Origin of the sequence: Mycobacterium sp. IEC1808 (genome assembly GCF_002101935.1) — a bacterium.
In the GTDB taxonomy this organism is placed as follows: domain Bacteria; phylum Actinomycetota; class Actinomycetes; order Mycobacteriales; family Mycobacteriaceae; genus Mycobacterium.
Genome location: NZ_LQPV01000015.1, coordinates 38,917 through 57,511 on the forward strand (window position 1 = coordinate 38,917; position 18,595 = coordinate 57,511).

The 18,595-nt window shown below is 67.5% G+C and carries 19 protein-coding genes and 1 pseudogene; 7 read left to right on the forward strand and 13 right to left on the reverse strand.

Annotated elements, in window-relative coordinates; genetic code table 11:
* Nucleotides 1-21: 21 nt before the first annotated feature.
* The 5 genes and pseudogenes from AWB92_RS08810 to ctaD form a co-directional block, all read right to left on the reverse strand.
* A pseudogene (locus AWB92_RS08810) lies at nt 22-684 on the reverse strand (enoyl-CoA hydratase); the annotation flags it as partial.
* A complete protein-coding gene (locus tag AWB92_RS08815; protein ID WP_085184988.1) occupies nt 681-1,514 on the reverse strand; it encodes an NUDIX hydrolase in 834 nt (277 codons plus the stop codon). The pseudogene AWB92_RS08810 and the gene AWB92_RS08815, both read right to left, overlap by 4 nt.
* Complete coding sequence (locus tag AWB92_RS08820) at nt 1,511-2,386, reverse strand: ABC transporter ATP-binding protein (RefSeq protein WP_085184989.1); 876 nt, start codon at nt 2,384-2,386, stop codon at nt 1,511-1,513. The genes AWB92_RS08815 and AWB92_RS08820 overlap by 4 nt, the downstream gene beginning before the upstream one ends.
* Before the next feature lie 52 nt (nt 2,387-2,438).
* Nucleotides 2,439-3,674 (reverse strand): phosphoserine phosphatase SerB, encoded by a 1,236-nt coding sequence (gene serB, locus AWB92_RS08825; protein ID WP_085184990.1) that lies wholly within the window; start codon nt 3,672-3,674, stop codon nt 2,439-2,441.
* A gap of 15 nt (nt 3,675-3,689) precedes the next feature.
* Nucleotides 3,690-5,450 (reverse strand): cytochrome c oxidase subunit I, encoded by a 1,761-nt coding sequence (ctaD, locus tag AWB92_RS08830; protein WP_085185158.1) that lies wholly within the window; start codon nt 5,448-5,450, stop codon nt 3,690-3,692.
* A gap of 178 nt (nt 5,451-5,628) precedes the next feature.
* Between ctaD and AWB92_RS08835 the strand changes: the two genes are divergently transcribed.
* Both AWB92_RS08835 and AWB92_RS08840 read left to right on the forward strand, forming a co-directional pair.
* Nucleotides 5,629-6,684, forward strand: a complete 1,056-nt coding sequence (locus AWB92_RS08835; protein ID WP_241523410.1) for an iron-siderophore ABC transporter substrate-binding protein — start codon at nt 5,629-5,631, stop codon at nt 6,682-6,684.
* A 78-nt stretch (nt 6,685-6,762) separates the two neighbouring features.
* Nucleotides 6,763-7,803, forward strand: a complete 1,041-nt coding sequence (locus tag AWB92_RS08840) for an NAD(P)-dependent alcohol dehydrogenase (RefSeq protein ID WP_085184992.1) — start codon at nt 6,763-6,765, stop codon at nt 7,801-7,803.
* Here AWB92_RS08840 and AWB92_RS08845 read toward each other — a convergent pair.
* Nucleotides 7,792-8,208 carry a DUF3349 domain-containing protein gene (locus tag AWB92_RS08845; RefSeq protein WP_085184993.1) on the reverse strand — a complete coding sequence of 139 codons (417 nt, stop codon included), beginning with the start codon at nt 8,206-8,208 and terminating at the stop codon, nt 7,792-7,794. The genes AWB92_RS08840 and AWB92_RS08845 overlap by 12 nt on opposite strands.
* Nucleotides 8,209-8,403: 195 nt before the next feature.
* Nucleotides 8,404-8,553: a CsbD family protein gene (locus AWB92_RS08850; RefSeq protein WP_346962948.1), complete on the reverse strand. Its 150-nt coding sequence runs from the start codon at nt 8,551-8,553 to the stop codon at nt 8,404-8,406.
* On the opposite strand from AWB92_RS08850, the gene AWB92_RS31270 reads away from it, so the two are divergent.
* A complete protein-coding gene (locus AWB92_RS31270; RefSeq protein ID WP_346962946.1) occupies nt 8,488-9,006 on the forward strand; it encodes an ANTAR domain-containing protein in 519 nt (172 codons plus the stop codon). The genes AWB92_RS08850 and AWB92_RS31270 overlap by 66 nt on opposite strands.
* 168 nt (nt 9,007-9,174) lie before the next feature.
* On the opposite strand, the gene AWB92_RS08860 is transcribed toward AWB92_RS31270, so the two are convergent.
* The 4 genes from AWB92_RS08860 to AWB92_RS08875 all read right to left on the reverse strand — a co-directional run bounded on the left by AWB92_RS08860 (nt 9,175) and on the right by AWB92_RS08875 (nt 12,726).
* Entirely contained in the window at nt 9,175-9,663 is a 489-nt protein-coding gene (locus AWB92_RS08860) for a hypothetical protein (RefSeq protein ID WP_085184996.1), read from the reverse strand.
* Nucleotides 9,664-9,702: 39 nt separating this feature from the next.
* Entirely contained in the window at nt 9,703-10,839 is a 1,137-nt protein-coding gene (locus AWB92_RS08865) for a GGDEF domain-containing protein (protein WP_085184997.1), read from the reverse strand.
* A gap of 200 nt (nt 10,840-11,039) precedes the next feature.
* On the reverse strand, nt 11,040-12,014 hold the full coding sequence (gene nrdF, locus AWB92_RS08870) for a class 1b ribonucleoside-diphosphate reductase subunit beta (RefSeq protein ID WP_142282007.1): 975 nt from the start codon (nt 12,012-12,014) through the stop codon (nt 11,040-11,042).
* A gap of 112 nt (nt 12,015-12,126) precedes the next feature.
* On the reverse strand, nt 12,127-12,726 hold the full coding sequence (locus AWB92_RS08875; protein WP_085184998.1) for a TetR/AcrR family transcriptional regulator: 600 nt from the start codon (nt 12,724-12,726) through the stop codon (nt 12,127-12,129).
* 140 nt (nt 12,727-12,866) lie between these two features.
* Between AWB92_RS08875 and AWB92_RS08880 the strand changes: the two genes are divergently transcribed.
* Genes AWB92_RS08880 through AWB92_RS08890 form a run of 3 tightly spaced genes read left to right on the forward strand, consistent with a single transcriptional unit; the run spans nt 12,867 to nt 15,459 of the window.
* Nucleotides 12,867-14,447 carry an NAD(P)/FAD-dependent oxidoreductase gene (locus AWB92_RS08880; RefSeq protein WP_085184999.1) on the forward strand — a complete coding sequence of 527 codons (1,581 nt, stop codon included), beginning with the start codon at nt 12,867-12,869 and terminating at the stop codon, nt 14,445-14,447.
* Between the two features lie 33 nt (nt 14,448-14,480).
* Nucleotides 14,481-14,927: an SRPBCC family protein gene (locus AWB92_RS08885; RefSeq protein WP_085185000.1), complete on the forward strand. Its 447-nt coding sequence runs from the start codon at nt 14,481-14,483 to the stop codon at nt 14,925-14,927.
* Complete coding sequence (locus AWB92_RS08890) at nt 14,911-15,459, forward strand: TetR/AcrR family transcriptional regulator (RefSeq protein WP_085185001.1); 549 nt, start codon at nt 14,911-14,913, stop codon at nt 15,457-15,459. The genes AWB92_RS08885 and AWB92_RS08890 overlap by 17 nt, the downstream gene beginning before the upstream one ends.
* Here AWB92_RS08890 and AWB92_RS08895 read toward each other — a convergent pair.
* Entirely contained in the window at nt 15,431-16,003 is a 573-nt protein-coding gene (locus AWB92_RS08895) for a TetR/AcrR family transcriptional regulator (protein ID WP_085185002.1), read from the reverse strand. The genes AWB92_RS08890 and AWB92_RS08895 overlap by 29 nt on opposite strands.
* Nucleotides 16,004-16,104: 101 nt before the next feature.
* Here AWB92_RS08895 and AWB92_RS08900 point away from each other — a divergent pair, with 101 nt between their 5' ends.
* Nucleotides 16,105-17,013 carry an SDR family NAD(P)-dependent oxidoreductase gene (locus AWB92_RS08900; RefSeq protein ID WP_085185003.1) on the forward strand — a complete coding sequence of 303 codons (909 nt, stop codon included), beginning with the start codon at nt 16,105-16,107 and terminating at the stop codon, nt 17,011-17,013.
* On the opposite strand, the gene AWB92_RS08905 is transcribed toward AWB92_RS08900, so the two are convergent.
* Complete coding sequence (locus AWB92_RS08905) at nt 16,975-18,516, reverse strand: NAD(P)/FAD-dependent oxidoreductase (RefSeq protein ID WP_142282020.1); 1,542 nt, start codon at nt 18,514-18,516, stop codon at nt 16,975-16,977. The two genes, AWB92_RS08900 and AWB92_RS08905, sit on opposite strands and share 39 nt — an antisense overlap.
* Between the last annotated feature and the right edge of the window lie 79 nt (nt 18,517-18,595).

The window sequence follows — 18,595 nt, forward strand, 5'->3', positions numbered from 1 at the left end:
CTAATCGGCGTCGGGTAGCCGATCGAAAACGGCGTTGATTCTGGCCTTGGCCACAGCGATCGCCTGCGCCGGCCCGTCGAGGAAGCGGCGCGCCCACGCCGCCGCGGCGTCGTAGACGTCGTCGGGGGCCACCATCTCGTCGATCAGGCCCAGCGCCAGCGCCTCCTCGGCGTCGAAGAAGCGCCCGCTGAACACCAGCTCTTTGGCCCGGCTCGCGCCGGTGACGCGGGCCAGCCGGGTCATCGCCCCGCCGCCGGGGACCAGGCCGGCCAGGATCTCGGTGGCGCCGAACTTGACGTTGTCGCCGCTGACCCGCCAGTCGGCGACCAGGGCCAGGGCCAGGCCGGCGCCCAGCGCGTAGCCGGTGATCGCGGCCACGGTCGGCTTGGGGATCGCCGCGACGGCGTCCAGGGCTTCCTGCCGCACCCGGGCCGCCGTCTCGGCCTCGCCCGCGGTCAGCGTTTGCAGCTCGGGCGCGTCGTCGCCGGCGGAGAAGATTTCGTGGCCGCCGAACAGGATCACGACGGCGACATCGTCGCGGCGCCCCAGCTCGTCGGCCGCGGACACGATCTCGCGGTAGACCTGCCGCGTCATCGCGTTGGTGGGCGGCCGCGACAGCAGCAACATGGCCAGGCCGGCGTCGCGCGACCCGTCGCTGACCACGACGCTGACGAATTCCCTCAATGCCGCCACCCCATGCCGCCCGCCTCGCGGGCCTGGTGGTAGCGGTCGGAGTCGAAGAACTCGAAAATCCAGTTGTCGCCCTGGATTTCAAGGTGCGGCTGCACCGTGACGATCTGGCGCTCGACGGCCAGCACGTCGGCGACCGTGCGGCCGGCCAGGGAGTCCAGCTGCGTCCAGGTCGGCGGCAGCAGGAAGCACCGGCCGTGGGCGAAGTCGTCGATGGCGGCCTGCGGCGTCGTCCAGCCCGCGCGGTCGGACTCGGTGTTGCGCCCGTCGGCCCGCTGCCCCTCCGGCAGCGCCCCCACAAAGAAGTAGGTGTCGTAGCGGCGGGTGCGCTCGGCCTCCGGGGTCACCCAGTTGGCCCACGGCCGCAGCAGGTCCGATCGCAGTTCCAGGTTCTCGCGGCGCAGGAAGTCGGCGAAGGACAGCGTGCCGTCGGCCAGCGCGCGGCGCGCCTCGCCGTACACCGAGGCGTCACCGACGATCCCATCGGGGTCCCCCGCCGGTCCCGCGAACAGCACCCCCGATTCCTCGAACGTCTCGCGCGCGGCGGCGCAGACCAGCGCCTCGGCCAGGTCGGGTTCGATGCCGAACCGCTGCGCCCACCACTGCGGCGGCGGCCCCGCCCAGGCGATATCGGCGTTTCGGTCGCGGTCGTCGACGCCGCCGCCGGGGAACACCATCGTCCCCGCGGCGAACTCCATCTTGGCGTGCCGGCGCATCAGGAAGACCTCTAACCCGGTTTCTGAGCCCTTCGGGTCAGCGCGGACCAGCATCACGGTCGCCGCCGGTCGGGGGACCAGGGGCGGCGGATCCTGCGGTGTACTCATAGCTGCCTCCGGTGGGCCGCGCGGGTGCGGACTCGCCGAGCGAAATAGCGCCCGTCGACGACGTCCAGGGCGATCGACTGGCCGAACGCCGCGGACAGGTTCTCGGCGGTCAGCACGTCGGACAGCAGTCCTGCCGCGACCACCCTGGCCTCCGACAGCAGCATGCAGTGGCTGAAGCCGGGCGGCACCTCCTCGACGTGGTGGGTGACCAGCACCAGCGCGGGCGCATCGGGGTCGGCGGCCAGATCGGCCAGCCGTGCCACCAGCTCCTCCCGGCCACCCAGGTCCAGGCCGGCGGCGGGCTCGTCGAGCAGCAGCAGCTCCGGGTCGGTCATCAACGCGCGGGCGATCAGCACCCGCTTGCGCTCCCCCTCCGACAGCGTGCCGTAGGTGCGGTCCGCGAGGTGCTCGGCGCCAAGGCTTTCCAGCATGTCGATCGCCCGGCGGTAGTCGACGTCCTCGTAGCGCTCGCGCCAACGGCCCAGCACCGCGTAGCCCGCCGAGACGACGAGGTCGCGCACGACTTCGTCGGTGGGGATCCGCTGCGCCAGCGCCGACGAGCTCAGCCCGATCCGCGACCGCAGCTCCGACACATCGACCCGGCCCAGCCGCTCGCCGAGCACGAACGCCACGCCCGACGACGGGTGCTCGCTCGCGGCGGCGATCCGCAGCAACGACGTCTTGCCCGCGCCGTTGGGCCCGATGATCACCCAGCGTTCGTCGAGTTCCACGGCCCAATCCAGCGGTCCGACCAGGGTGCGTCCATCGCGCTGCAGCGACACGTTCCTGAAGTCGATCAGCAGATCGGCGTCCGCTGCCTCGTTAGTTTGGTCGGTTCCACCCTCGGATTCTCTCGAATCCTCGGGCTTCACCTCCGACTTCCGTTTTCGGGCACCCGCCCATCGTGCCGTACCGCGGTCACCACTAATCCGGCGGGATCTCCACGCGACGCACCTGGCCGTCGACCGCGTCGGCGGCCTCGATCTCGCTGCGCGTCACGCCGAGCAGAAACAGCACCGTGTCCAGGTAGGGGTGGCTCAACGACGCGTCGGCGACCTCGCGCAGCGCGGGTTTGGCGTTGAACGCCACCCCCAGCCCGGCCGCGGCCAGCATGTCGATGTCGTTGGCGCCGTCCCCGACGGCGACGGTCTGCTCCATCGGCACCCCCGCCTGCTGCGCGAATTCCCGCAGGGCCTGCGCCTTGCCGGCCCGATCGATGATCGGTCCGGTGACCCGCCCGGTGAGCGTCCCGTCGACGATCTCCAGCTCGTTGGCGGCGACGTAGTCCAGCGCCAGCTCCTCCGCCAGCGGCTCGATGATCCGCCGGAACCCGCCGGAGACCACCCCGCAGCGAAAACCCAAGCGCCGCAGCGTGCGCAGCGTCGTGCGGGCGCCGGGCATCAGCTCCAACTGGGCGGCGACCTCGTCGATCACCGTGGCGGGCAGGCCTTTCAGGGTCGCCACTCGCTGCTCGAGCGACTGCGCGAAGTCGAGCTCGCCCCGCATGGCGGCCTCGGTGATCGTGGCGACCGCGCCCTGCGCGCCCGCCCGCGCGGCCAGCATCTCGATGACCTCACCCTGAACCAGCGTCGAGTCGACGTCGAACACGATGAGCCGCTTGGCGCGCCGCTCCAGGCTGTAGCCCTCGACCGCGATGTCGACGCGCTCGTCGCCCGCGACGCGCGACAGCGTGTTGCGCAGCGGCCCGTCGGCGCCGGGCGGCACCGATACCCGCAATTCCAGGCCGGTCACCGGGTAGTCGGACACGCCGCGAATGAGGTCGATGTTGACGCCCAGCGCCGCCGCCTCCCGCGCCACCGCGCCGAACGCCCGGGCCGTGATCGGACGGCCGAGTACGAAGATGGTGTGGGTCGACGGATCCCGGATGATCGGGACGTCGTCGCTGGGTTCGATGCTGACGTCGAGACCCTTTGCGCGAATGGCGGATTCGACGTCATCGCGCAGCGCCGGGCCGTCGGCGACCTCGGGTGGGCAACACAGCAGGACCCCGAGCGTCAGGCGCCCGCGGATCACCACCTGTTCGACGTTGAGCAACTCCACCCCGTGCCGCGACAGCACCTCGAACAGCGCCGACGTCACGCCCGGCTGATCCACGCCGGTGACGGTGATCAGCACCGACACCTTGAGTGGTGAGTTCACTCCCGGCAGCCGCCGCTACTGGTCGGCGGTCGAGCGATCGGGTTCGGTCCGCGGACCGAAGCCCTTCGGCGACTCGAGCGCCGTCGCGTGGCGGCCGACGTGCGCCTCGGCGCGCAGCCGCTCCACCATGTGCGGATAGTGCAGCTCGAATGCCGGGCGCTCCGAACGGATTCGGGGCAGCTCGGTGAAGTTGTGCCGCGGCGGCGGGCAGCTGGTCGCCCACTCGAGCGAGTTGCCGTAACCCCACGGGTCGTCGACCGTCACGACCTCGCCGTAGCGCCAGCTCTTGAACACGTTCCACACGAACGGGAACATCGACGCGCCCAGGATGAAGGCGCCGATCGTCGAGATCACGTTGAGCGTGGTGAAGCCGTCGGTCGGCAGGTAATCGGCGTAGCGGCGCGGCATGCCCATATCGCCCAGCCAGTGCTGCACGAGGAACGTGGTGTGGAAGCCGATGAACGTCAGCCAGAAGTGCAGCTTGCCCAGCCGCTCGTCCAGCAGCCGGCCGGTCATCTTCGGGAACCAGAAGTAGATGCCGGCGAAGGTGGAGAACACGATGGTGCCGAACAGCACGTAGTGGAAGTGCGCGACCACGAAGTAGCTGTCGCTGACGTGGAAGTCCAGCGGCGGGCTGGCCAGCAGCACGCCGGTCAGGCCGCCCAGCAGGAATGTGACCATGAAGCCCATCGAGAACAGCATCGGCGTCTCAAAGGTCAACTGACCCTTCCACATCGTGCCGATCCAGTTGAAGAACTTGATCCCGGTCGGCACCGCGATCAGATACGTCATGAACGAAAAGAACGGCAGCAGAACGGCTCCGGTGGCGAACATGTGGTGCGCCCACACCGCGACCGAGAGTGCGGCGATCGACAACGTCGCGTACACCAGCGTGGTGTAGCCGAAGATCGGCTTGCGGGAGAACACCGGGATGATTTCGCTGACGATGCCGAAGAACGGCAGCGCGATGATGTACACCTCGGGGTGGCCGAAGAACCAGAACAGGTGCTGCCACAAGAGGACTCCGCCGTTGGCCGGGTCGTAGACGTGCGCGCCCAGGTGGCGGTCGGCGGCCAGGCCGAACAGCGCCGCCGTCAGCAGCGGGAAGGCAATCAGCACCAGGATCGACGTCACCAGGATGTTCCAGGTCATGATCGGCATCCGGAACATCGTCATGCCCGGGGCCCGCATGCAGACCACCGTGGTGATCATGTTGACCGCGCCGAGGATGGTGCCCAGGCCGGCGACGGCGAGGCCCATGATCCAGAGGTCACCGCCGGCGCCGGGCGAATGGATCGCGTCCGACAGCGGGGTGTAGGCGGTCCAGCCGAAGTCCGCCGCGCCGCCAGGCGTGATGAAACCGGCGGTCGCGATCAGGGCGCCGAACAGGAACAGCCAGAACGAAAACGCGTTCAGCCGCGGGAAGGCGACGTCCGGCGCGCCGATCTGCAGCGGCAGCACCAGGTTGGCGAAGCCGAACACGATCGGGGTCGCATAGAACAGCAGCATGATCGTGCCGTGCATGGTGAACAGCTGGTTGAACTGCTCGTTCGAGAAGAACTGCAGGCCCGGCGACGCCAGCTCGCTGCGCATCAACAGCGCCAGGAACCCGCCCAGGAAGAAGAAGATGAAGCAGGCGACGCAGTACATGATGCCGATCATCTTGTGATCGGTGGTGGTGATCAGCTTGTAGACGAGGTTCCCTTTGGGACCCGTCCGGGCCGGGAACGGACGGACGGCCTCGAGTTCTCCCAACGGGGGGGCTTCGGCTGTCAACAGCTCCTCCAAACATCCGTATCGGACAGGGCCCGAACCCAGTATTGCTCCGAATCTTAGCCTTCCGACAACTCGCCGTCAGGGGCAGTCCTACAAACTGTCGTAAATGGCTCCGAAGTCGCCGGATGTTAGCGTCGGACCCGTGCTGGGAAGGCGATCGACCGTGGCCGCAGCGGGTCTGGCCGTGGCCGTCCTGGCCTGCGGCGCATGCGGTGCCGGCGGCTCGGGCAGCAACGCATCGACCCGGTCCCTGATCACGCCCACCACCCAGATCGCGGGCGCCGGTGTGCTCGGAAACGACCGCAAGCCCGACGAGTCGTGCCCGCGCGACGCCGCCCCGGCCGATCCCGGCCCGCCCACCCGCCAGGCCCGCAACGCCGCCGGCGTCACCCCCGACACGGTCGCCGTTCCCGCGGAGCCGCAGCGCATCGTCGTGCTCTCCGGCGACCAGCTGGACACCCTGTGCGCGCTCGGCCTGCAATCGCGGGTGGTCGCCGCCGCGCTCCCGGACGGGTCGTCGGGCCAGCCGTCGTACCTGGGCGGTGCGGTGCACGGCCTGCCGGGCGTCGGTACCCGCACCAATCCCGACCTGGCTGGCATCGCCGCGGCCCACCCCGACCTGATCCTCGGATCGCAGGGCCTGACCCCCAAGCTCTACCCGCAGCTCGCCGCGATCGCCCCGACCGTGTTCACGGCGGCGCCCGGCGCGGCCTGGGAGGCCAACCTGCGCGGCGTCGGCGCCGCCACCGCGCGCACCGGCGCCGTCGACGCCCTGATCGCCGGGTTCACGCAGCGGGCCACCCAGATCGGCACGGCGCACGACGCGTCCCATTTCCAGGCGTCGATCGTGCAGCTGACCACCACCGCGATCCGGGTGTACGGGGCCAACAACTTCCCGGCCAGCGTGCTCGGGGCCGTCGGGGTGGACCGGCCCGCCGCCCAGCGGTTCACCGACAAGCCCTACATCGAGATCGGCGCCACCGACGCCGACCTCGCCAAAAACCCGGACCTCTCCGCCGCGGACGCCGACGTGATCTATGTGTCATGCGCCACCCCGGCCGCCGCGGATCGCGCCGCCACCGTGCTGGACAGCAACCCCTGGCGCAAGCTGTCCGCCAACCACGACAACCGGGTCTACGTCGTCAACGACGAGGTATGGCAAAGCGGCGAGGGCCTGATAGCGGCCCGCGGCATCGTCGACGACCTGCGCCTGCTCAACGCCCCGATCAACTAGCTCACCCGCCAATTGGCCCGAGAACTTTACCTTAGCTAAACTTCTGTAGGACGCATCGAAACTCGAAGAGGGATATTCATGAGCACTGTTTCGGCGTACGCCGCCACCTCGGCGACCGCACCGCTGACCAAGACCACCATCGAGCGCCGCGACCCCGGCCCGCACGACGTCGCCATCGACATCAAGTTTGCCGGGATCTGCCACTCGGACATCCACACCGCCAAAGGCGAATGGGGCGTGCCGAATTACCCCGTGGTCGTCGGCCACGAGATCGCCGGCGTGGTGACCGAGGTGGGCGCCGAGGTCACGAAGTACAAGGTGGGCGACCACGTCGGCGTGGGCTGCATGGTGAACTCCTGCGGCCAGTGCAGCAGCTGCAAGGCCGGGCTCGAGCAGTACTGCAAGCCGGGCGCGACCTTCACCTACAACTCCATCGACAAGGACGGCACCCCGACGCAGGGCGGCTACAGCCAGGCGATCGTCGTCGACGAGAACTTCGTCCTGCGCATCCCCGACTCGCTGCCGCTGAACAAGGCCGCGCCGCTGCTGTGCGCCGGCATCACGCTGTTCTCGCCGCTGCGGCACTGGAAGGCCGGCAAGGACACCCGCCTGGCGATCATCGGCCTCGGCGGCCTGGGGCACATGGGCGTCAAGCTGGGCGCCGCGATGGGCGCCGAGGTGAGTGTGCTGTCCCAGTCGCTGAAGAAGATGGAGGACGGCCTGCGCCTGGGCGCCAGCCACTACTACGCGACGGCCGACCCCGACACGTTCCGCAACCTGCGCGGCAGCTTCGACCTGATCCTGAACACGGTGTCGGCGAACCTGCCCCTCGGGGACTACCTCAACCTGCTCGACGTCGACGGCACCCTCGTCGAACTCGGCATCCCCGAACACCCCATGGAGGTCCCGGCGTTCCCGCTAGCACTGGCGCGGCGCAGCCTGTCCGGGTCCAACATCGGCGGGATCGCCGAGACGCAGGAGATGCTGGACTTCTGCGCCGATCACGACGTGACGCCCGAGATCGAGGTGATCGAGGCGGCCTACGTCAACGAGGCCTACGAGCGGGTGCTCGCCAGCGACGTGCGCTACCGCTTCGTCATCGACATCTCAACCCTGTGAGGCGGCCTCTTCTCGCCGGCAGGCGATCTCCTCGGCGGCCTCGCCATGCTCGTCGCCGGGGCACACTTCGCTGACGTCGATTCCGGCCAGCGGCCAGCCGGCGGCGGCCAGCGTCGCGGCCACCCGGATGATGTTCTCCCGGCCGGGGTCGTGGTGGGTGGTCTTGGTGATGAACTCGCCGATCTCGTCCTTGCTGATCGGCCCGTCGCCTTCGGCGCGGTGCTTGGCGATGACGTTTTCCACCACTTCTTCCAGCTGATCCTGGGTCAGCGGTGTGCTCCTGAGCAGGGCGAAAAGGGCCACCTGGTCCGGCCCGGGAACGCCCTGTGGGTACCCGACGTCCAGCCAACGGATCACTGACTTGAGAAACTTGGCGTGCTTGTGGTTCGCGTGGGTTGAAGTCACCCAATAAGTCTCACGTTGGCGCGCTTCGGGGGCGTCGCAGCCGACCCACAATTCATGCGCCGTTCACGACGCGCACATCTTGCCCTTTCAGTCCACTTTTGATGGCGCCCCGACGGGGATCGCGTTTTCGCGCAGCCGAGGAAAACCAATGGGATGCGTCGTGTCACGCCGCCGAGCCGGCCGTGACACTTCGCGCTAGATCTGCCGACGCCGTCGAAGCGTCGCCCGACGGCGTCGCGGCCGGAAGGCGTCCTTGACCTTTTCGCCGGCGTCTCGCAGGTGGGCCGCGCGCTGATCGGCCCTCCCCTCGGCTTCCAGCGCTGGATCGTTCATCGCACGGCCGATTGCCGCTTTGGCCTTGCCGGTGATCTGGTCGACTTTGTTCCGGGCTTTATTCGCACCGCTCACTGGCGTGTCCTTCTCTCCCAGGTTTCCGAATCGTGCGCTAAGACGCGGTTACCCCTTTTTCGTTCCGGCCATCCGGGGGCTTTCATTCCTGACATCGGCAGAGGACAATGGGGTGTCTGCAGGGGCGGCTTTGAAGAACAGATTGGTCAACTGAGCATGGAGACCGCCCATCCGCGTCCGGACTGGCCCGCGGATTCCGGTGTCTGGCAAGCCACAGGCATCATCATGAACCGCTTCGATCTCGACAGCGAGCACGCCCTGGACGTGCTCCGCAGAATGTCACAACGCTGCATGAGGCCCATGTGGCGGGTCGCCGAGGAGGTAATCCGCCATAACGACCCCGTCCGGGCCTTCCAGCGTCTTGAAGAGGACGGACTGGGTCCCGGTTGACCCCTGAGCCGACCGCGCGACGTCGTCCTACTTTCGGTTACGTTGCGCGTCAGCGGATTTCGAGACGGGCCCGTAAACCGAAGTTTTGGAAGTCCCCGTCTTCGTCCTCGGTGACGACGGCCTTGCCGATCACGTACGACGAGCATCAACCGATCCCGCGCCTGCCTATCAACTGTTCTCCTCGCGCAGGGCTTGCATCGCCAAGTTGTTGATCAACTGCCGGCCGGCAGCAGTGCGTAACTGAGGCAACATCGCGGAGACGACGCCGGCGGCGGTGAGCGCGAGGCGTACCAGACCGTCGGGCGCCGTGGCGGCGTCGCGGAGCACTGCATACTCAGCGCTGGGATCCCCCGAATGTTGTGCCATGGACATCCGGGCCACGAGCCGGTTGTCACGGTCGAGACCGATCTCGTCGTCGGTCGACGCCAAGGCCAGGGTTTCGCCGATTTCCGCGACTTCGTCCGGGTCGCAGAGCTGAGCCACCAGTTGCCAAAGGATCGACACGGTGGCGCGGATCAGCTGCGGCAGCCGGCCAGCCGGGATGACTTCATCGTCGACGATGACGCGCATGCCCGCTTCATCGCCGCGCTCGCCGTGCTGGATGAGCGCCAATGCGCGACGGAAGTCCGCCGCGCCCACACTGTCGTCACTGCTCATTCCACACATCCTGCCCGACCGCGACCACGGCCTTGCCGATCATGCACCGCGAGCCGGAGCCGCCGACGACGTGGCGCTTCGCGTCGGACGGGCCGTGCTCGGCCCGGCTACCCGGCTCGCGTGGCGAGCCTGGTTCCCGCCGCTGCGTTTGGCGGCGTACATCGCGCCGTCAGCGATCGCGATCAGCTCCTCGATGCGGGCGTGACTCTCGCGAACGCTCAACGATGTCAACTCGGCGCTGGCGGTGCCGATGCTCGCCGTCATCTTCGGGGAAAGGCCGGTCAGGGCAGCGCAAATCCGCGCCGCCAGCGGTTCTATCTCGGAGGTCGCGCACGTCAGCGCGATGAGAAACTCTTCGCCGCCGGCGCGGCAGACGACGGCGTCGGGAGGGGTGTGCTCGATCAGCAGCCCGCTCACCGCTCGGAGCGCATCGTCGCCAACACAATGACCGTGGGTGTCGTTGATGCGTTTGAAGTTGTCGAGATCGAGCATCACCACGGTCAGATGGGTGTGCGCACGCGACGCGTTAGCAACCCGATTACCGACCGTCTCGACGAATGCGCGCCGGTTCAGCAGGCCGGTGAGCGCATCCTCTTCCGAGCGCTGCGCGTACCCTCCCATCGCCTGCGACATGCCCCAAGCGCCAAGCACCATAGACACATTGACGAATGTGATCAGCCAGAACGCCGCTATCGCCGCGGCGATGCCGACGTCACCGGCCAGGCGCGCCAGCGCCGCCAGCGCGACCGCGACTGCCACCGCGGAATGGAACACCACCACCTTTTGACGGTGAAATATTGCGCTGTAGGCCCCCGTGACCGTCGTGGCGGTACAGGCCAGGACGGAGAGCGCCGCAGTGGGCTGGACCAAGCTCCATCCACCGACCAACAGCACGCCAACGGCGGCGGTGGCCTCTGACTGCCGTCGCGTTGGCCAACGCATCAGCCAGAAAGCCGTCATGCCGATGGTGAACGCGGCGGTGAGCACGCCGATGACCACCGCGGCTGCGCTCGGCCGGTACTGGCTGATCAACACGGTCAACGGCGGCAACGCCGCCGCCGCGCAGACAACGGCCATGATCCGCTGTGCGGCGCGTAACCGTCCCCGTTGCCACAGCAACGCCCTGATCCGCTCGTACTTGTCAGGCCTATTCGGCCGATACCTCGCCCCGGACATCGGTCGGCAAACCCCCCCCAATGCGTCGCCGCGCGCAGCGCGAGAAGGTCGTAGGAAAACTTGGGCCCGACGTCATGAGTAGACCAGATAAAGAAGGGCAAAAGTTTGTTTTTAGGAAGTTTTGGTCGACTCCCACCCCGTGAACTTTTGGGGCCGCGCGGGGACCTTGCAGCGTCGCCGTTTCGCTGACAACCGCAGCTCTAGAAGTCCCAGTCCTCGTCCTCGGTGACGACGGCCTTGCCGATCACGTACGACGAGCCAGAGCCGGAGAAGAAGTCGTGGTTCTCGTCGGCGTTGGGCGACAGCGCCGACAGGATCGCCGGGTTGACGTCGGTCTCGTCGCGCGGGAACAGGGCCTCGTAGCCGAGGTTCATCAGCGCCTTGTTGGCGTTGTAGCGCAGGAACTTCTTGACGTCCTCGGTCAGCCCGACCTCGTCGTAGAGGTCCTGGGTGTACTCCACCTCGTTGTCATAGAGCTCGAAGAGCAGCTCGTAGGTGTAGTCCTTCAGCTCGGCGCGCTTCGCCTCGTCGACCAGGGCCAGGCCACGCTGGAACTTGTAGCCGATGTAGTAGCCGTGCACGGCCTCGTCGCGGATGATCAGCCGGATCATGTCGGCGGTGTTGGTCAGCTTGGCCCGGCTCGACCAGTACATCGGCAGGTAGAACCCGGAGTAGAACAGGAAGCTCTCCAGCAGCGTGGAGGCCACCTTGCGCTTCAGCGGCTCGTCACCCCGGTAGTACTGCATGACGATCTCGGCCTTGCGCTGCAGATTGTGGTTCTCCTCCGACCAGCGGAAGGCGTCGTCGATCTCGGCCGTCGAGCACAGCGTCGAGAAGATCGAGCTGTAGCTCTTGGCGTGCACCGACTCCATGAACGCGATGTTGGTGTAGACGGCCTGCTCGTGCGGGGTCAGCGCGTCGGGGATCAGGCTGACGGCCCCGACCGTGCCCTGGATCGTGTCCAGCAGCGTCAGCCCGGTGAACACCCGCATCGTCAGCTGCTTCTCGCCGGCGGTCAGGGTTCCCCAGGACGGGAGGTCGTTGGAGACCGGCACCTTCTCGGGCAACCAGAAATTGCCCGTCAGCCGGTCCCAGACCTCGGCGTCCTTGTCGTCTTGCAGCCGGTTCCAGTTGATCGCCGAGGTCCGATCGATCAGCTTCATGTTTTCAGTCACCAGAACCCCACTTCACCAGCCGGTTTTGACTTCGATGTCTAGGCCACAAACACTACCCCTGGGGTCCGACAACCCGCGGCAACACAATAAGTTGTGTTTGCGTGTCGCGCTGTCAGTCCAACCCGGCCTTGCGCAACGTGTGCGTCAGGCCGTCCTCCAGCGCGCTCAGCGCCATGTCGGTCAGCCGGCTCAGGTCGTCGGTTTCGTGCACGCCCTTGGCCATCCACGTTTCCAGCGCGATGAACACCGCGCTGGCCAGGCTGTGCGCGGCGATGTCGGCGATCATCGCGCCGTCGGCGGTGATCGCGGATCGTCGCCGGATGAAGCGCTGGATCTCGGCCGCAAGCTGATCACGCAGCCGCCGAATGTGGCCGGTGATGATTTCCTGGTCCAAGTCGCGCGACCGGATGATGGCGGCCTCGCGGACCATCTCGAAGTCAAAGGGGAAGGCGTCCACGGCCTTTCGCACCGACTGGGTGATGGGCTCCCCGTGCGGCCGCAGCGCCAGGGCGCGCGCAAACCATTCGAAGCCGATGTCGTAGTCGGCGAAGAGCACCGCGTGTTTGGACACGAAGTGCCGGTAGAACGTCCGTTCGGTGACGCCGACGTCGGCGGCGATGTCGGCGACGCTGGTCTGGTTCACGCCGTCGGCCACGAAGCGGCGCATCGCCGCCTCGTGCAGTGCCTGACGCGTGCGTGCGCTGCGGCTCACTTCGGACGTGCCAACACGCTGGCCGCTGGTTGACGGTGCCACGGATGCAAGCTTGCACCCAATGTCACCCTTGACGCAAATATGTCATTTGTGACATTGTGCGGGTCAGGCGGGGATCACCTGATCGGAGGCGGATCGGAATGGCTGACTACGACGCGATCATCATCGGGGCCGGCCACAACGGTCTGGTCGCCGCCAACGTGCTGGCGAAGGGCGGCGCGAAAGTGCTTGTCCTGGAACGAGCACACTTCCTCGGCGGGATGGCCGCCACCCGCGAACTCTTCGACGGATACAAGCACAGCGTCGGCGCCTGGGCCGTGCTGATCTGGCGGCAAGAGATGACCGAACGGCTCGAGCTCACCAAGTGGGGCTTCGAGCTGATGGATCAGTGGACGTCGACGTGCACGTTCGGCGATGCCGCGGACACCCCGTTCGTGATGTACAACGACCTCGAGCGCATGGCGCGCCACCTGCTCGACGACCACGGCGCCGACACGGCGGCGGCGCTGGGGTCCCTGTTCGCCCACATCGGCCGGTTCGCACCGTATTTCGTCGACTCCGCGTTCGGACCGCCGCTGGACATCATCGAGGTGATCGCCTCCCAGCCGACGCCCGAGGACCGCCACGATTTCGCCCAGATGTGGTACGGCAGCACGATGGACACGGTCCGGCGGTTCCTGGCGCCCGACCAGGGCCGCTGCATCCAGGGCTCGCTGGCGGCGATGTCGATCGACGCGTTCGACGGCGGTCCGTGGACCCCCGGTTCGAACGCATCGACCTTGTACCACTACCTGATCGGCGGCGGCAACGTCGAATACATCATGCCGCGCGGGGGCATCGGCTCGCTCAGCGCCGCGCTGTGCCGGCGCGCCGAGTCACTGGGCGCCGAGGTGCAGATGAAGCAGCACGTCAAGGACATCCTGGTCACCGACGGGCGCGCCACCGGCGTCCAATTGCGCGACGGCACAACGATTTCCGCGGACGCGGTGCTCTCGTCGCTCGACCCGTACACCACCTTCGTGAATCTGGCCGGCGCGCAGAACTTTCCGCCCGACTACATCCGCAAGATCAAGGAGATCAACTTCAACCTGGGTTACATCCAGGCGCATCTCACCATCGACCAAGCGCCCCAATGGATCGAGCGGCTGCAGCCCTACATGCACGACAACGGCCAATGGTGTCCCACCGTCGCCTACGCCCCGTCGCCGGAGTACATCAGCGACGCGTGGGAGCAATACCGCAAGGGGCAGCTTCCCGACGCGCCGCCCACCTACCTGTACATCCCCAGCATGGTCGACTCGTCGCTGGCGCCGGCGGGCAAGCACAGCGCGACCATCTTCACCCCGTACTTCCCCACCGGGCTGGACGCCGACGAAAACCGAAGCTGGAAGGAGCAATACGCCGACACCTGCGTGCGCATCTTCGACAGCTTCGCGCCAGGGTTCGCCGACTCCGTCACCAACCGCGTCGTGTTCTCCAACCGCTACTTCGGCAGCACCTTCAGCGCGCACGCCGGCGACTACTCGCACGGCCTGCTGCAGCCCAACCAGCTGTGGACCGGCCGCGTCGTCGAGGGCGCCGACAAGTTCGCCACCCCGGTCGACGGGCTCTTCCTGTGCGGTCAGTGCACGCACCCCGGGCCGGGGGTGACGGGCATCCCCGGCTGGAACGGAGCCGAGGCGGCCCTCAAGCACCTCAACGCCCGCGTCGCAAGGGCATAGGCAAAGCCGGAACTAACATGTACCATTTGGTACATGTTTACCGAAGACAGCATCGAGATCGACGCGCCGCCGCAGGTCGTCTGGGACGTCTTCAGCGACGTCGAACACTGGCCCGAGTGGACCGCGTCGGTCACCTCCCTGACCGGGCGCGACGGTTCGGCCCTGGCCGTGGGCAGGCGGTTCGCGATCAAGCAACCCGGCCTGCAGAAGCTGATCTGGAAGGTCGCCGAGATCGATCCCGGCACCTCCTGGACCTGGGTGACCCGCTCCCCCGGCGTGCAGGTGACCGCGCGCCACTACGTCACCGCCCTGCCCGGCGGACGCACTCTGGTGCGCCAGGAACTCGACCAGCGGGGCCTCCTCGGCGCGCTGGTCGGGCGGTTGACGGCCAAACGGACCCAGCGCTTCCTCGAGATGGAGGCCAAGGGCCTCAAGGCCCGGTCTGAACAGGTCAGCCGCGCCAATGGCCCGCACGCCTGACCGACAGCGGCGCCGCGAACTACTGGATGCGCTCTTCGACGAGTTCGCCGCGAACGGCATCGGCGATCGGTCGCTTCGCGATGTCGCCGCCGCGGTCGGCACCAGTCACCGGATGCTGTTGCACCACTTCGGTTCTCGCGAAGACCTGCTGATCGCGATCGTCGAGGAGGCCGAGCGTCGCCAGATGGCCCTCGTCCCCGACCTGCCGCAGAACCCGGCCGAGGGCTTCGCCGCGATGTGGGCCGACCTTCGTCGCCCCGAATTGCGCCAACTGGAGCGCCTCTTCTTCGAGTGCTATTCGCGGGCCGCCCAGGGCGAAAAGCCTTTCACGCGAATGGTTCCCGGCGCCGTCGACGGCTGGTTGCGCGAGGTGGAATCGGCCGCCGCCGGGGTTGCCTACGACGCCGCGATGGCGAGGCTCGGGCTGGCCGTCACCCGTGGGCTGCTGCTGGACCTGGTGGCCACCGACGACGCGGCCGGCGTCGACGCGGCCGCGCAAGCGTTCATCGAGCTTTTGGCAACAGCGCGATGAGCGTGTCGACGAGTTCCTCGGCGTTGGTGTGCCACTTGTCCAAGTCCATGTGGCCGCTCAGATCCAGGCCCGTGATGCCGTGGGCGCTGGTCAGCACCACGGCCCCATAACGGCGCGCCTGCTGTGGTCCGACAATGCGGCCCATGATGTCGAGGAACAGATCCTGAGCGCGTTCGGCCGCCCGCATCGCCGCGGCCGGATCACCCGCCGGCGGGGTGAACATCAAGCGATACAGGTGAGGCCGGGTGCGGCCGATGGCGATCAGCGAAAGCAGGCCGGATCGCAACGACTCCTCCGGCGGGTCCCCGCTGTTGGCCAACGCCTCCAGCGCATCGCCCAGGTCGGTCAAGGCGTTGGTCGCGACCACCGCGAGCAGAGCCTCCTTGTCGGCGAAGTGGCGATACGCCGCCGAACGCGACACGCCGCTGCGCGCACCCACCTCGCGCAGCGTCACCGCCTCCACTCCACCGAGGTCCAGCAAGACCTCGGCGGCCTCGAGCAGCGAACGACGTGTCGCCGCAGCGCTCTCCGCTCGACTCGTCACCCGCAGAGCATAAGCCCGACGCCCAGTTGACAACGTCAACTCAAACGCCTAGCTTCAGTTGACAACGTCAACTCAGATGCATTCACCGGACGGAGACAGCCATGAATTCCTCGAATCGCGCCGACCGCAACGAGCTGATCGTCGTCACCGGCGCGTCGACGGGGATGGGCGCGGCGACGGCTCGGGAACTGGCGCGCAAGGGTTTTCACGTGCTCGCCGGCGTACGCCGCGAAGCCGACGCCGTAGCGCTAGCGGTTGACGGGCTGGAGCCGCGCATCCTGGACATCACCGTCGAATCGGACGTGGCCGCGATCGCCGAACGCGTCGCGAACGATCCGCTGCGCCGTCCGCTGCGCGCGCTGGTCAACAATGCCGGGATCGCGATCAACGCGCCCGTGGAGACACTGCCAATGGCCGAGTGGCGCAAGCAGTTTGAGGTCAACCTGTTCGGACACATCGCGATGACGCAGGCGTTGTTGCCGGCACTGCTGCTCAGCTCGGGCACCGTCGTGAACATCAGTTCCATCGGCGGGAAGGTCGTGCTGCCGACGTACGGCGCATATGCCGGCTCGAAGTTCGCGCTGGAGGCGGTCAGCGATGCCCTGCGCCGCGAGGTCGGCGAGCTCGGTATCAAGGTCGTCGTCGTCGAACCCGGCGCCGTCAAAACCGAGATGGCGGAGCGTGGGATCGCCACCGCGGAGGGGCTGATGGCCAACATGACCGCCGCACAGCTCGCACGCTATGAGGATCTCGCCGCAGCCGTCACCGCCCAAGCCCGATCGTTCGGCGAGGACGGCGTTTCGGTCGAGCACGCCGCCAAAGTGATCGTAAAGGCCGCGACTGCGTCGCGCCCGCGGACTCGCTACACGATCGGCCGGGACGCCGCGGTCCTGCTGCGGATCAGCCGTGTCGTATCGGACCGGGTTCTGGATCGCATTGTGCGCCTGAACCTTCGGTCCTTCGCGAAAAGCTCAGCCCCCCACGGCCGCCGCGCGGCGATTGGCGCCTGAGCCCGTGTTGACCCCGAAGAACTGGTATTCCTCCGGCTTCACCGCGCGGGTCGCTCGCCAGTACTCCCAGGTGTAGCCACCCCAGAGCACCGTGTTCTTGCCGTGCTCGTCGAGGTACCAGCTGCTGCAGCCGCCGCTGTTCCACACCGACTGCGAAAGCCTTTGCTGCAGTTCGTCGTTGAACTGGTCCTGCGCGGCGCGGGTCGGGGCCAGCGCCTGGGCGCCCAGCTTGTCGCATTTCGCGATCGCGTCGGCGACGTAGTGGATCTGGGATTCGATCATGAACACCACGGAGTTGTGGCCGAGCCCCGTGTTGGGCCCCAGCAGGAAGAACAGGTTCGGCACGTCGGCGACGGTGATGCCCCGGTGCGCGCCGATGCCCTCCCGGTTCCAGCGGTCGACCAGGTCCTCGCCGTTCCGCCCCTTGATCTGGACGTAGGTGTAGGAGTCGGTGACGTGGAAGCCGGTGCCGTAGACGATCACGTCCACCTTGCGCTCTTTGCCGTCCGCCGTGACGATGCCGTCGCGCGTGATCCGGGTGATGCCGTCGGTGACCAGTTCGGTCTTGGGGTCGGCGACGGCGCCGTAGTACGTGGAGGAGTTCAGGATTCGCTTGCAACCGATGCGGTAGTGCGGGGTCAGCTTACGGCGCAGCTCGCGGTCCTTGACCGAGCGCCGGATGTTGTATTTCGCGTAGGCCTCGATGATCTTCAGCGCGTTCGGCCGCTTGGTCATGCCGAAGGCCAGCGCCTCCTGGCCCCAGTAGATCGCCAGGCGTACCGCCGCGCGCAGGCCGGGAACATTCTCCATGGCCCGGCGCAGCGCCACGGGCAGCTCGGGGTTGGACCGCGGCACCACCCACGGCGGGGTGCGTTGGTAGAGCTGAAGTTCGGCGACCTTCCCGACGATCTCGGGCACGATCTGGATCGCGCTGGCGCCGGTGCCGATCACGGCCACCCGCTTGCCGGTCAGGTCGACGCTGTGGTCCCACTCCGCGGAATGGAAAGCGGGACCGGCGAATTCGTCGCGGCCCTCGATGTCGGGGAACGACGGAATGTGCAGCGCGCCGGCCCCGGAGATCAGGAACTGCGCGACGTACTCGCGCCCGTCGGTGGTGAAGACGTGCCAGCGGTTCTCGTCGTCGTCCCAGTGGCCCCGGTCGACCAGCGAGTTGAACACGATGTGGCGGCGCAGCCCGTATTTCTCGGTGACCCCCTTGAGGTAGTCCCAGATCTCGGGCTGATACGAGAACGGGTTCTTCCAGTCGGGCTTGGGCTCGAAGGAGAAGGAGTACAGGTGCGAGGGGATGTCGCAGGCACAGCCGGGATAGCTGTTGTCGCGCCACGTGCCGCCGACGTCGTCGGCCTTCTCCAGGATGACGAAGTCAACGCCCTGCTGTTGCAGCTTGATGCCCATGCCCAGGCCGGAGAATCCGGTCCCGATGATCAGGGCGCGGGTGTGCACCGGCTCCTGCGCCTGTTGTGTCGGATCGGCTTGTGTCATGGCATCGGTCACGGCGGATCGGTCTTCCTGTTGGTTAGCGCAAATACCCAGTACCCAGGGTATCGAATAGGGCGAGTTT

What these genes read in the sequence shown, in the direction of transcription:
- AWB92_RS08885 (WP_085185000.1), top strand. Translation starts at nt 14,481, where the DNA reads ATGTTTACCGAAGACAGCATCGAGATCGACGCGCCGCCGCAGGTCGTC.
- AWB92_RS08840 (WP_085184992.1), top strand. Translation starts at nt 6,763, where the DNA reads ATGAGCACTGTTTCGGCGTACGCCGCCACCTCGGCGACCGCACCGCTG.
- AWB92_RS08900 (WP_085185003.1), top strand. Translation starts at nt 16,105, where the DNA reads ATGAATTCCTCGAATCGCGCCGACCGCAACGAGCTGATCGTCGTCACC.
- AWB92_RS08860 (WP_085184996.1), bottom strand. Translation starts at nt 9,663, where the DNA reads ATGAGCAGTGACGACAGTGTGGGCGCGGCGGACTTCCGTCGCGCATTG.
- AWB92_RS08890 (WP_085185001.1), top strand. Translation starts at nt 14,911, where the DNA reads ATGGCCCGCACGCCTGACCGACAGCGGCGCCGCGAACTACTGGATGCG.
- AWB92_RS08815 (WP_085184988.1), bottom strand. Translation starts at nt 1,514, where the DNA reads ATGAGTACACCGCAGGATCCGCCGCCCCTGGTCCCCCGACCGGCGGCG.
- AWB92_RS08880 (WP_085184999.1), top strand. Translation starts at nt 12,867, where the DNA reads ATGGCTGACTACGACGCGATCATCATCGGGGCCGGCCACAACGGTCTG.
- AWB92_RS08905 (WP_142282020.1), bottom strand. Translation starts at nt 18,516, where the DNA reads ATGACACAAGCCGATCCGACACAACAGGCGCAGGAGCCGGTGCACACC.
- AWB92_RS08865 (WP_085184997.1), bottom strand. Translation starts at nt 10,839, where the DNA reads ATGTCCGGGGCGAGGTATCGGCCGAATAGGCCTGACAAGTACGAGCGG.